Annotated in this window: 13 protein-coding genes; 1 reads left to right on the top strand and 12 read right to left on the bottom strand. The window is 52.8% G+C overall.

Going from position 1 to position 12,877, the window contains the following annotated elements; genetic code table 11:
• Nucleotides 1-39 precede the first annotated feature (39 nt).
• The 3 genes from pstA to pstS all read right to left on the bottom strand — a co-directional run bounded on the left by pstA (nt 40) and on the right by pstS (nt 3,019).
• Entirely contained in the window at nt 40-930 is an 891-nt protein-coding gene (gene pstA, locus C1N64_RS03035; RefSeq protein ID WP_033737233.1) for a phosphate ABC transporter permease PstA, read from the bottom strand.
• A complete protein-coding gene (gene pstC / locus C1N64_RS03030; RefSeq protein WP_006121208.1) occupies nt 927-1,889 on the bottom strand; it encodes a phosphate ABC transporter permease PstC in 963 nt (320 codons plus the stop codon). The genes pstA and pstC overlap by 4 nt, the downstream gene beginning before the upstream one ends.
• Before the next feature lie 86 nt (nt 1,890-1,975).
• Nucleotides 1,976-3,019, bottom strand: a complete 1,044-nt coding sequence (gene pstS, locus C1N64_RS03025; RefSeq protein WP_367143526.1) for a phosphate ABC transporter substrate-binding protein PstS — start codon at nt 3,017-3,019, stop codon at nt 1,976-1,978.
• Between the two features lie 184 nt (nt 3,020-3,203).
• On the opposite strand from pstS, the gene C1N64_RS03020 reads away from it, so the two are divergent.
• A complete protein-coding gene (locus C1N64_RS03020) occupies nt 3,204-3,395 on the top strand; it encodes a hypothetical protein (RefSeq protein ID WP_367143527.1) in 192 nt (63 codons plus the stop codon).
• Between the two features lie 227 nt (nt 3,396-3,622).
• On the opposite strand, the gene glmS is transcribed toward C1N64_RS03020, so the two are convergent.
• From glmS to atpE, 9 genes are all read right to left on the bottom strand, one after another.
• Nucleotides 3,623-5,452: a glutamine--fructose-6-phosphate transaminase (isomerizing) gene (gene glmS / locus C1N64_RS03015; protein WP_033737230.1), complete on the bottom strand. Its 1,830-nt coding sequence runs from the start codon at nt 5,450-5,452 to the stop codon at nt 3,623-3,625.
• Nucleotides 5,453-5,597: 145 nt separating this feature from the next.
• Nucleotides 5,598-6,968 carry a bifunctional UDP-N-acetylglucosamine diphosphorylase/glucosamine-1-phosphate N-acetyltransferase GlmU gene (gene glmU / locus C1N64_RS03010; protein ID WP_006121204.1) on the bottom strand — a complete coding sequence of 457 codons (1,371 nt, stop codon included), beginning with the start codon at nt 6,966-6,968 and terminating at the stop codon, nt 5,598-5,600.
• A gap of 161 nt (nt 6,969-7,129) precedes the next feature.
• Nucleotides 7,130-7,549 carry a F0F1 ATP synthase subunit epsilon gene (locus C1N64_RS03005; RefSeq protein ID WP_013023936.1) on the bottom strand — a complete coding sequence of 140 codons (420 nt, stop codon included), beginning with the start codon at nt 7,547-7,549 and terminating at the stop codon, nt 7,130-7,132.
• 24 nt (nt 7,550-7,573) lie between these two features.
• Entirely contained in the window at nt 7,574-8,971 is a 1,398-nt protein-coding gene (atpD, locus tag C1N64_RS03000; RefSeq protein WP_006121202.1) for a F0F1 ATP synthase subunit beta, read from the bottom strand.
• 30 nt (nt 8,972-9,001) lie between these two features.
• On the bottom strand, nt 9,002-9,868 hold the full coding sequence (atpG, locus tag C1N64_RS02995; protein ID WP_006121201.1) for a F0F1 ATP synthase subunit gamma: 867 nt from the start codon (nt 9,866-9,868) through the stop codon (nt 9,002-9,004).
• Between the two features lie 52 nt (nt 9,869-9,920).
• Nucleotides 9,921-11,462 carry a F0F1 ATP synthase subunit alpha gene (atpA, locus tag C1N64_RS02990; RefSeq protein WP_028725331.1) on the bottom strand — a complete coding sequence of 514 codons (1,542 nt, stop codon included), beginning with the start codon at nt 11,460-11,462 and terminating at the stop codon, nt 9,921-9,923.
• Nucleotides 11,463-11,476: 14 nt separating this feature from the next.
• Nucleotides 11,477-12,010 carry a F0F1 ATP synthase subunit delta gene (gene atpH, locus C1N64_RS02985; protein WP_006121199.1) on the bottom strand — a complete coding sequence of 178 codons (534 nt, stop codon included), beginning with the start codon at nt 12,008-12,010 and terminating at the stop codon, nt 11,477-11,479.
• Nucleotides 12,011-12,024: 14 nt separating this feature from the next.
• On the bottom strand, nt 12,025-12,495 hold the full coding sequence (gene atpF, locus C1N64_RS02980; protein WP_013023933.1) for a F0F1 ATP synthase subunit B: 471 nt from the start codon (nt 12,493-12,495) through the stop codon (nt 12,025-12,027).
• A 102-nt stretch (nt 12,496-12,597) separates the two neighbouring features.
• Nucleotides 12,598-12,837, bottom strand: a complete 240-nt coding sequence (gene atpE / locus C1N64_RS02975; protein ID WP_003849523.1) for a F0F1 ATP synthase subunit C — start codon at nt 12,835-12,837, stop codon at nt 12,598-12,600.
• Nucleotides 12,838-12,877 lie beyond the last annotated feature (40 nt).

Here is a 12,877-nt window from a genome sequence, read left to right as displayed (position 1 = left end):
TTCTCTCTTATACGACACCGCACAGGGCCGTGTCAGTCGTTAACCGTGTTTACCCTTGGCGAATACCACGCGTGCTACGATATTTAACAGCAACACACAGAGGGTAATAATCAGTACGCCCGCCCAGGCCAGACTTTGCCACTCGGCGAACGGACTCATCGCAAATTTAAAGATGGTGACCGGCAGGTTTGCCAGCGGCTGCATCATGTCGGTGCTCCAGAACTGGTTCGACAGCGCAGTAAACAGCAGCGGCGCGGTTTCGCCCGCGATGCGCGCTACCGCCAGCAGCACACCCGTAATAATCCCGGATACGGACGCTTTCAGCGTAATGGCGGAAATCATCTTCCATTTCGGCGTACCCAGCGCATAGGCTGCTTCGCGCATGCTGTCAGGCACCAGTCGTAACATGTTTTCCGTCGTGCGAATCACTATTGGAATCTGTAACAACGCCAGCGCTATCACACCAGCCCAGCCTGAGAAGTGGTGCATCTGCGCCACGACAATGGTGTAGACAAACAGGCCCACAACAATCGATGGCGCAGACAGCAGGATGTCGTTAATGAAACGAATCACTTCCGCCAGTAAAGACTTACGACCATATTCTGCCAGATACACACCCGCCAGAATGCCCAGTGGCGTGCCAATGAATGTCGACCATAAAATCAGTAAACCGCTACCTACCAGCGCATTGGCTAATCCGCCTCCCGCCGTGTTTGGCGGCGGTGTGGACTCGGTAAACAGCGACCATGAAAGCCCGTCAATGCCGCGGCTCACGGTGGTAAACAAAATCCAGACCAGCCAGAATAAGCCAAATGCCATCGTCAGCAAGGACAGCGTTAAGGCGATTTTGTTCTTGGTGCTACGCCACGACTGCATTTTGCGACGTGACGCTTCCAGTTCGGCCCGAGCCTGTACTTCCATTGTTGTCATGATCGCGCTCCTTCACTTTTTGCCAGACGCATAATCATTAACTTGGAAATCGCCAGCACAATAAAGGTGATAACAAACAGAATCAGGCCCAGTTCCATCAGTGCCGCTACGTGCACACCCGATTCGGCTTCAGCAAACTCATTCGCCAGTGCCGAGGTGATACTGTTGCCTGGCATAAACAGTGAGGCACTGTCGAGCTGGTAGGTGTTACCGATAATAAAGGTGACCGCCATGGTTTCGCCCAGCGCACGTCCCAGGCCCAGCATGATGCCGCCGATGACGCCGTTTTTAGTAAACGGCAATACGATGCGCCAGATCACTTCCCACGTGGTGCAGCCAATCCCATAGGCTGACTCTTTCATCATCACCGGCGTCTGCTCAAACACGTCGCGCATGACTGAAGCAATATAGGGAATGATCATGATGGCCAGAATCACACCTGCGGCCAGAATACCGATACCAAACGCCGGACCGGAGAACAGAGCGCCAATAATCGGAATGCCCGAGAGGACATCACCAACGGGCGTCTGGAAATATTCTGCGAACAGCGGAGCAAAGATAAATAAGCCCCACATACCATAAACAATACTCGGAATCGCAGCGAGCAGCTCAATTGCGGTTCCCAGTGGACGTCGTAACCAGCCCGGTGAGAGTTCGGTCAGAAAAAGAGCAATACCGAAACTGACCGGTACCGCAATAATCAACGCAATGATTGAGGTGACAAGTGTGCCGTAAATCGGCACCAGTGCACCAAATTGTTCGTTAGGGGCGTCCCAGGTTTTGGTCCACAAAAACGCGAAACCAAATTTCTGTATGCTTGGCCAGGAAGAGAAGATCAGGGAGACGATAATGCCGCCCATAAGCAACAGAACAATCAGCGCAGAGAGTTTTACCAGCGCGCCAAAAATTCGGTCACCTTGCTTACCTGGGGCTTTGAATGCCGACTTCGTTGCAGCCATAGAAGTCTTCGTCCTCAGAAGTTATCAGGGCGGCAGACGCCGCCCTTGAAGGCTGACCAGCACGCAGGCTGGTCAGGGTCATTCACTTACTTATAAAGCGCTTTACCAGAACTGTCTTTGATATTGGCTTTCCAGGCAGCACGGATCTGCTGAACCACGCTCTCCGGCAGGGTGGCATAATCCAGCGCATTGGCCGTTTTACCGCCATCTTTGTAGGCCCAGTCAAAGAACTTCAGGACTTCGGCACCTTTCGCCGCATTAGTCTGATCTTTGTAAATCAGGATAAAGGTGGTTGAGGTGATCGGCCATGCATCATTGCCTTTCTGGAAGGTCAGATCCTGAGCAAACGATTTGCTCCAGTCTGCGCCTTTCGCGGCATTAGAGAAGCTGGTTTCGCTTGGCGCAACCGCTTTGCCGTCCGCATCCATCAGTTTGGTATAGGTCAGGTTATTCTGTTTGGCATACGCGTACTCAACGTAACCAATAGAACCTGGCAGACGCTGTACAAACGCTGCTACGCCATCGTTACCTTTACCGCCCAGACCGGTTGGCCAGTTAACGGTGTTGCCTTTACCAATTTTGCTGTTCCACTCTTCGTTCGCTTTCGCCAGGTAGCTGGTGAAAACGAAAGAGGTACCTGAGCCATCCGCGCGACGCACCACGTTGATGTTGGTATCGGGCAGTTTCACGCCTGGGTTCAGTTTAACAATCGCAGGATCGTTCCACTTTTTGATGTTACCCAGATAGATGTCGCCAACGGTTTTACCGTCCAGCGTCAGCTGACCAGATTTGATGCCTGGCAGGTTAACCGCCAGCACCACGCCACCGATTACGGTAGGGAACTGGAACAGACCATATTTCTGCAGATCTTCGTCTTTCATAGGCGCATCGGAGGCACCGAAATCAACGGTTTTGGCGATAATTTGTTTTACACCGCCAGATGAACCAATGCCCTGATAGTTGATTTTGCTACCGGTGGCTTGCTGATACTCTGCTGCCCACTTGGCATAAACCGGCGCCGGGAATGTACCGCCAGCACCGGTCAGATCGGTGGCTGCAAATGCAGAAACCGCACTAACGGCAAGAGAGGCGGCGAGGATTCGGGCTACGGTGCTACGCATCAGTGTCATGTTCCCTCCAGGGGAGAAAAGTCAGGCTAAGTGCCTTTTTAGTAAGAGTCAGTGATTGCTGCAGGAGGGAAAATAGGACAGTTTAGTGACAGAAAAATGTAGTTAATATTACAGTTATATGACAGGCACAATTATTGCTCATTTCATAAGACTCCTCTCGAAAAGGACATGTTCGATGAGATTTATGAAGAAGCTTCTGGTGTGCAATGTCGTCCTGCTCTGTACGCTGGCAGGCTTAAAGGCGGATGATACGACACCCACGATTCATTTAGATAAATTTTATACCGCAGCTAATAACAGAGGCGCTCTGGCTAATTGGGTTATTACGGCGCCGTTAAACAATCATCCGTCGATGTTGAAGGTGTTATTGCAATGAAAGATAAGATTAAAGACTTAACAAAAACGCTATAAAATCAGGCAAATATCCTCAGTCAACTCGCCAAAAGCTAAGCAACAATGAGGATACGATCAATAACCTGCAGCGTTCACTCGATGAGGCTAACCGCAAAATCAGCGATCAACAGCGTGCACTGGAGCAATGCAGTAGCAAGATCAAATAAATGAAACGCGTGAATCCCGTCGGGGATTCACGCATAAGATGCATTACTCGACCGTTACCGATTTCGCCAGGTTACGCGGCTGATCCACATCGGTGCCTTTGATCAGGGCCACATGATAGGAGAGCAGCTGGAGCGGCACGGTATAGAAGATAGGCGCAATGGCCTCTTCGACGTGCGGCAGAGGAATGATTTTCATTCCTTCGCTGTCACTGAAACCGGCATCCTGATCGGCAAACACGTACAGCAGACCGCCACGCGCGCGTACTTCTTCGATATTCGATTTCAGCTTCTCTAACAGTTCATTGTTCGGTGCCACCACAATGACCGGCATATCGGCATCGATCAACGCCAGCGGACCGTGCTTGAGTTCCCCTGCCGCATAGGCTTCCGCATGAATATACGAGATCTCCTTCAGCTTGAGCGCCCCTTCCATCGCGATAGGGTACTGATCGCCACGACCAAGGAACAGGGCATGGTGCTTATCAGAGAAATCTTCGGCCAGGTTTTCAATCAGCTTGTCCTGCGCCAGCATTTGCTCAATGCGGCTTGGCAGAGCCTGCAGACCATGCACAATTTCGTGCTCTTTTTCTGCGGACATGCCGTTCAGGCGACCGAGTTTTGCCACCAGCATCAGCAGTACGGTCAGTTGAGTGGTAAAGGCCTTTGTAGAGGCTACACCAATCTCCGTACCCGCTTTGGTCATCAGCGCCAGATCGGATTCACGTACCAGCGACGAACCCGCGACGTTACAGATAGCCAGCGATCCCAGGTACCCCAGCTCTTTCGACAGGCGCAGCGCGGCCAGCGTATCCGCCGTTTCCCCCGACTGAGACAGGGTAATCAGCAGGCTGTTTTTACGTACCGCCGATTTACGGTAGCGGAATTCGGACGCAATCTCGACATCACAAGGGAGGTTTGCCAGCGCCTCGAACCAGTAACGCGAGACCATGCCAGAGTTGTAAGAAGTGCCACAGGCGATGATCTGGATGTGCTCAACCTTGCTGAGCAGCGCTTCTGCATTTGGCCCCAGTTCGCTGAGATCGACTGCACCGTGATTAAAACGCCCCGTTAAGGTGTTTTTAATCGCATTTGGCTGCTCATAGATCTCTTTTTGCATGTAATGGCGATAGATACCTTTATCGCCGGCATCGTACTGTACGCTGGATTCGATCTCATCGCGGCGCACGGTATTACCCGCACGATCGACGATCGTAACATCGCGACGGCTGATTTCAGCGATATCGCCCTCTTCCAGATAAATAAAGCGGCGAGTGACCGGCAACAGTGCCAGCTGGTCAGAAGCAATGAAGTTTTCACCCACACCACGACCGATCACCAGTGGGCTGCCTGAACGGGCGGCCACCAGACACGATGGATCGCGACTGTCCATGATCACCATGCCATAGGCACCGCGTAGTTGGGGAATCACACGCTGCACGACTTCACGCAGCGAACCGCCCTTTTTCTGCTCCAGATGAACCAGATGCGCTACCACTTCGGTATCGGTTTCTGAGCTGAAATGGTAACCCTGCGCAATCAGCGCTTCACGAAGCGGCTCATGGTTTTCGATAATACCGTTGTGCACTATAACGATGTGCTCAGAAACGTGCGGATGCGCATTGGCCTCTGAGGGTTCGCCATGGGTTGCCCAGCGCGTATGCGCGATACCGGTTCCGCCGTTCAGAGGTTGTTCTTCCGCTGCGGCAGCCAGCATCTGAACTTTGCCCAGGCGACGCAGACGGGTAACATGACCTTGCTGATCGACGACGGCCAGACCAGCTGAGTCATAACCGCGGTATTCCAGGCGGCGTAAACCTTCTAACAAAATTTCTGCGATATCACGTTGTGCTACTGCACCAACAATTCCACACATAAGTTATTTCCTGACTTCATGGCTGTTTGCCATTGCGTTGTCATATGACCTGATAGTCCGGCATTGCCGGTTCCCCGAGCCTTGTAGAGAGTGGGGATTATAGTTTTGGTACTGCAAGCGGCCCGTTTAGCCCGGGCCGTAAAAATTATTTTTTCTTCTGCGGGCGCTGCCAGCCGGCTTTGTGATTCTGCTCTTTACGGTTATAGACCAGATCGGCAGTGGAAATGTCTTTCATCACCGTTGTTCCGGCGGCAATCGTTGCGCCTGCCGCCACACTCACCGGGGCGACCAGCTGCGTATCCGAGCCAACAAATACATTGTCGCCAATAACGGTTTTGAATTTATTTGCGCCATCGTAATTGCAGGTAATCGTCCCTGCACCGATATTCACATTGGCACCGATCTCCGCATCACCCAGATAAGACAGGTGACCTGCTTTAGAGCCTTTCCCGAGTCGGGCTTTTTTCATTTCAACGAAATTGCCGACGTGGGCGGCCTGGGCCAGTTCACTGCCGGGACGTAAACGCGCGAACGGGCCGACCGTACAGTCAGTGGCCAGATTCGCATCCTCGATCACCGAATAGGGGCTAATCTCGCAATCATCGCTGATGACGCTGTTTTTAATGACGCAGCCCGCACCAATTTTGACCCGATTGCCCAGCGTTACCTGGCCTTCAATAATGACGTTGACGTCGATCTCAACGTCCCGACCATGCTGCAGCGTGCCGCGCAGGTCGAAGCGTGCCGGATCGCGTAGCATAACGCCCGCAAGCAGCAGTTTTTCTGCCTGCTCCTGCTGGTAAGTGCGCTCGAGAGTTGCCAGTTGCAGACGGTTATTTACGCCATCAGTTTCGCTATTGCGTGCCGGGTGTACCGCATTGATGACCCGACCTTCCTGATGCGCCAGGGCAATGATGTCGGTGATGTAATATTCACCCTGAGCATTATTATTGGTAAGTTTTGCCAGCCAGCGTTTTAGATCACCACCGTTAGCGATCAGGATGCCAGTATTGATTTCATTAATGGCCAGTTGCGCAGGGCTGGCATCTTTCTGCTCAATAATGCCGACGATGGTGCCATTTTCACGCACGATGCGGCCGTAGCCCGTAGGGTTATCCAGTACGACGGTTAACAGTCCAATCCCGCCTTCCGGCTTCGCGTCGCGCAGACGTTGTAATGTCTCTTCAGAAATCAGCGGAACATCACCATAAAGCATCATGATGTCTTCGTCGTCTGCAAAGTGCGGAGCTGCCTGCTGCATGGCATGCCCGGTACCGAGTTGTTCTGCCTGCAACACCCAGTTAACGGCACTGTCGGTTAACGTGGCTTTGAGCTGGTCACCGCCGTGTCCGTAAACCAGATGAACCTGTTGCGCACCCAGCCCTTTAGCGGCATCAATGACGTGCTGAACCATCGGTTTACCTGCCAGCGTATGCAAGACTTTTGGCAGATCGGAATACATACGTGTGCCCTTGCCAGCCGCAAGAATCACCACACTCATCGCACTGTTAGACATATCTATCCTGACTGTTTTTTGACTGAGGAACGTTAAACGATTTAGCACTGAGATTACTACATTTTTCTCGTTCCGAAATTAGCTATTATCCCGCTATCCGGGCTTCAGATAAAAAAAATGCCAGCCCGATGGGCTGGCATTTCGTGACGCATAAAGCCGGATTACATCGCTTTTTTGGTCAGCTCGATCACGCGCAGTTTGGCAATGGCTTTCGCCAGTTCCGCAGAAGCCTGAGCATAGTCCACGTCGCCGTGGCTGCTGTTCATATGCTCTTCTGCTTTACGTTTTGCTTCCAGGGCACGCGCTTCGTCCAGATCGGTACCGCGAATAGCGGTATCGGCCAGAACGGTAGTGCTGCCAGGCTGCACTTCCAGCACGCCGCCAGAGAGGTAAATAAACTCCTCTTCGCCGTGCTGTTTCACGATACGGATCATTCCAGGCTTAATGGCAGTCAGCAGCGGGGCGTGGCCAGGGAAAATCCCCAGTTCACCTTCGCTACCTGACACCTGAATTTTCTGTACCAGACCAGAGAACAGTTGGCTCTCTGCACTGACAACATCCAGGTGATAAGTCATAGCCATAATTTTCCTCCTGGGAAACCGTTATTACAGTTTCTTCGCTTTTTCGACCGCTTCTTCGATGGCACCAACCATGTAGAAGGCCTGCTCTGGCAGGTGGTCAAATTCACCTTCCATGATGCCTTTAAAGCCACGGATGGTGTCTTTCAGCGTCACGTATTTACCTGGAGAACCGGTGAACACTTCTGCTACGAAGAACGGCTGAGACAGGAAGCGCTGAATCTTACGCGCACGTGCCACCAGCAGTTTGTCTTCTTCAGACAGTTCGTCCATACCCAGGATGGCGATAATGTCTTTCAGTTCCTGATAACGCTGCAGCAGTGACTGTACGCCACGTGCAACATCGTAGTGCTCCTGACCCACAACCAGTGGATCCAGCTGACGGCTGGTTGAGTCCAGCGGATCAACGGCTGGGTAGATACCCAGAGAGGCGATCTGACGGCTCAGGGTGACTGTTGAGTCTAAGTGAGCAAAGGTGGTTGCCGGTGACGGGTCAGTCAGGTCATCCGCAGGGACGTAAACGGCCTGTACGGAGGTGATTGAACCGGTTTTGGTGGAGGTAATACGCTCCTGCAACACACCCATCTCTTCTGCCAGCGTTGGCTGATAACCTACCGCAGATGGCATACGACCCAGCAGTGCAGAGACTTCTGTACCGGCCAGGGTATAACGGTAGATGTTGTCGATGAACAGCAGAACGTCACGGCCTTCATCACGGAATTTCTCCGCCATGGTCAGACCGGTCAGTGCAACGCGCAGACGGTTACCCGGCGGCTCGTTCATCTGGCCATACACCAGCGCAACTTTGTCGATAACGTTGGAGTCAGTCATTTCGTGGTAGAAGTCGTTACCCTCACGAGTACGCTCACCCACGCCGGCAAATACCGAGTAACCTGAGTGCTCAGCCGCAATGTTACGGATCAGCTCCATCATGTTTACGGTTTTACCCACACCCGCACCACCGAACAGACCGACTTTACCGCCCTTCGCGAACGGACACATCAGGTCGATAACCTTGATGCCGGTTTCCAGCAGTTCCTGCGAGTTAGACTGCTCTTCATAAGAAGGCGCAGGGCGGTGAATAGAGGAAACCTCTACTGCACTGCCATCTTCTTCTTTCAGGTCGCCTTTCATGTCGATAGGCTCGCCCAGCACGTTCATGATACGGCCGAGGGTTGCTTTACCAACCGGTACCTGGATCGGTTTTTTCAGGTCGGCAACTTCCAGACCGCGCTTCAGGCCGTCAGAAGTACCCATGGCGATAGTACGCACTACGCCACCACCCAGCTGCTGCTGAACTTCCAGCACCAGACGAGCATCACCATTCTTAACCTCAAGAGCGCTGTACACTTGCGGTACTGCATCCTGAGGGAATTCGACGTCAACTACGGCGCCGATAATCTGGACAATCTTTCCAGCTGCCATCTTGAATCCTCTACCTAATTCCAAACCTGGTTAAACCGCGGAGGCTCCCGAGACGATCTCGGTAAGTTCCTGGGTGATGCTGGCCTGACGAGCTTTGTTGTAAACCAACTGCAGCTCTTTGATCAGATTTCCGCCGTTATCGGTTGCAGCTTTCATTGCCACCATACGTGCGGCCTGCTCACTGGCCAGGTTTTCCACCACACCCTGATAAACCTGCGATTCGACATAGCGACGCAGCAGCGTATCCAGCAGCGCTTTCGGATCGGGCTCGTACAGGTAATCCCAGGTCTTCGCCTTCATCTCTTCTTCACCTTCCGCTGGCGGTAACGGCAGCAGTTGGGTAATGGTCGGAGTCTGAGACATGGTGTTGTTGAACTTGTTGTTAACAATGTACAGCTTGTCGATACGGCCTTCATCGTAGGCCTGCAACATCACTTTTACCGGGCCAATAAGATCAGACAGCGCAGGCTTATCGCCCATGCCAGTGACCTGTGCCACTACATTGCCACCAACAGCGCCGAAGAATGACACGCCTTTCGATCCCACAATGGCCAGATCGCTCTGTACGCCTTTGTCGGACCAGGCCTTCATCTCTGCCAGCAATTTTTTGAACAGGTTAACGTTCAAACCACCACAAAGCCCGCGGTCAGTCGAAACGACCAGGTAGCCGACGCGCTTAACGTCGCGCTCATCCAGGTAAGGGTGCTTGTATTCCAGATTGCCTAACGCAAGGTGACCAATCACTTTGCGCATGGTATCTGCATACGGACGGCTGGCCGCCATGCGTTCCTGCGTTTTACGCATTTTGGAGGCGGCGACCATTTCCATCGCTTTGGTGATCTTCTGCGTATTTTTTACGCTTCCAATCTTGGTACGTATTTCTTTTGCGCCGGCCATTAGCTTCTCCTCAAAGCCTTGCGGCCTGCCTTTTCAGACAAGCCGCCAGACATTACCAGGACTGGGTTGCTTTAAACGTCTCAAGGAGGCCTTTCAGCTTCTCTTCGATGTCGTTATTGAAGTTACCAGACTGGTTGATTTCAGCCATCAGCTCGGCGTGATCGCGATCTGCGAACGCCAGCAGAGCCGCTTCGAAGCTACCAATTTTTGCCAGCTCAACGTCGTTCAGATAGCCGCGTTCCGCTGCGAAAAGAACCAGACCCTGTTGCGCGACAGACATCGGCGCATACTGTTTCTGCTTCAGCAGCTCGGTCACTTTCTGACCGTGGCTCAGCTGTTTACGGGTTGCATCGTCCAGATCAGACGCAAACTGGGAGAATGCAGCCAGTTCACGGTACTGTGCCAGCGCGGTACGAATACCACCGGACAGTTTCTTGATGATCTTGGTCTGAGCAGCACCACCTACACGGGATACAGAGATACCCGGGTTAACAGCCGGACGGATACCGGAGTTGAACAGGTTAGATTCCAGGAAGATCTGACCATCAGTAATCGAGATTACGTTGGTCGGAACGAACGCAGAAACGTCACCCGCCTGAGTTTCGATGATAGGCAGTGCGGTCAGAGAACCGGTCTGGCCTTTTACTTCACCATTGGTGAAGCGCTCAACGTAGTCAGCGCTAACGCGTGATGCACGCTCCAGCAGGCGAGAGTGGAGATAGAACACGTCGCCCGGGAATGCTTCACGACCTGGTGGACGGCGCAGCAGCAGAGAAATCTGACGGTATGCAACAGCCTGCTTAGACAGATCATCGTATACGATCAGCGCATCTTCACCGCGGTCACGGAAGTATTCGCCCATGGCGCAACCCGCATACGGAGCCAGGTACTGCAGTGCAGCAGACTCAGATGCAGAAGCCACAACAACGATGGTGTTAGACAGCGCACCGTGTTCTTCCAGTTTACGTACCACGTTAGAAATGGTTGACGCTTTCTGACCAATCGCAACGTAGACACACTTGATGCCTGAATCACGCTGGTTGATGATGGCGTCGATTGCCATCGCGGTTTTACCGGTCTGACGGTCACCGATGATCAGCTCACGCTGGCCACGGCCGATTGGAATCATCGCATCGACAGATTTGTAACCCGTCTGAACAGGCTGGTCTACGGACTGACGATCGATAACACCGGGTGCAATCACTTCGACTGGCGAGAAGCCGTCGTTGTCGATTGCGCCTTTACCGTCGATAGGTGCACCCAGGGTGTTCACCACGCGGCCCAGCAGGCCACGGCCAACCGGTACTTCCAGAATACGGCCAGTACACTTGACCTTCATGCCTTCGGCCAGGTCAGCATACGGACCCATCACCACGGCACCTACAGAGTCACGCTCGAGGTTCAGGGCGATAGCGTAACGGTTTCCCGGCAGGGAAATCATCTCACCCTGCATTACATCGGCCAGGCCGTGTACGCGGATGATACCGTCACTTACAGAAACAATAGTACCTTCATTGTGAGCTTCGCTCACGACATTGAACTGAGCAATGCGCTGCTTGATCAGTTCGCTGATTTCGGTGGAATTCAGTTGCATATGCTCCAGTCCCCTTAAGACTGCAAGACGTCTGCCAGACGGTCAAGACGGCCGCGTACGCTGCCATCAATCACCAGATCACCCGAACGGATGATCACGCCTGCCATCACAGACTTATCAATTTTGCAATTCAGCTTAACTTTGCGTGACAGACGTTTTTCCATCGCGGCGCTGATTTTAGTCAGCTGGTCGTCACTCAGCGTGCTGGCAGAAATGACATCCACTTCGGCCGTCGCTTCATACGCGTCCCGAAGTTGAATGAATTGCGCCAGTACAGCTGGAAGCGCTGTCAAACGTCCGTTTTCCGCCATCACCTTAATCAGGTTCTGCGCGGGTTCATCCAGTTGATCACCACAGACTGCGTTAAACGAGGCAGCCAACGCTTCAGGTGCTAACGCACCGGAAAGCAGGTCAGCCATCTGTTCATTGGCAGCCACTTCTGCGGCAAACGCCAGCATCTTTTGCCAGCGTTCAATACTTTGATGCTCAACAGCAAAGTCAAAAGCTGCTTTGGCGTAGGGGCGAGCTACAGTAATCAGATCAGACATCAGCCCCTCCCTCCTTACAGTTCAGCGACCAGTTTATCAACGATGTCGCTGTTAGCAGCTTCATCCACGGAACGTTCGATGATCTTCTCGGCGCCAGCCATTGCCAGCAACGCGACTTGCTTACGCAGTTCTTCACGTGCACGTTTACGCTCGGCGTCAATTTCAGCCTGCGCTTGTGCCACGATGCGAGTACGTTCGTTATCAGCTTCAGTCTTGGCTTCGTCCAGAATCTGCGTGCGACGCTTGTTCGCCTGCTCGATAATGACCTGAGCTTCCTCTTTCGCTTTTTTCAGCTGGTCGGTCGCATTAGCCTGCGCGAGATCCAAATCTTTCTTCGCGCGTTCAGCAGAAGCAAGGCCTTCAGCAATTTCTTTCTGGCGCTTTTCGATGGCAGCCATAATCGGCGGCCATACGTACTTCATGCAGAACGCGACAAACAGGATGAACGCGATGGCCTGGCCGAGGATTGTTGCATTAATGTTCACAGCACAATGCCTCTAATTAAGTAGTAAACTTTTCTGCCGCTATCAGTGATAAACGGCAGAATCCGTTCACGCCTGCGCCGGGCGCAGAGTGAACACAGGGCTTTAGGCGACAGCAAACATCACGTAGAGGCCCAGACCAACAGCGATCATTGGGATTGCATCCACCAGACCCATTACAACAAAGAACTGCGTGCGCAGCAGAGGAATCAGGTCAGGCTGACGAGCAGCGCCTTCCAGGAATTTTCCTCCGAGGATGCCGATACCGATCGCAGCACCGATTGCCGCCAGTCCCATCATCACAGCGGCAGCCATGTACAGCAGATCCATATTCAGGTTTTCCATGACAGTCTCCAGTTTGTTTCAGTTAAACGCGTATTGTTGA

The organism is Pantoea sp. SGAir0215 (assembly GCF_043543215.1).
The sequence above is the reverse complement of the archived record's forward strand: the minus strand, read 5'-3'. Positions and strand labels throughout refer to the sequence as shown.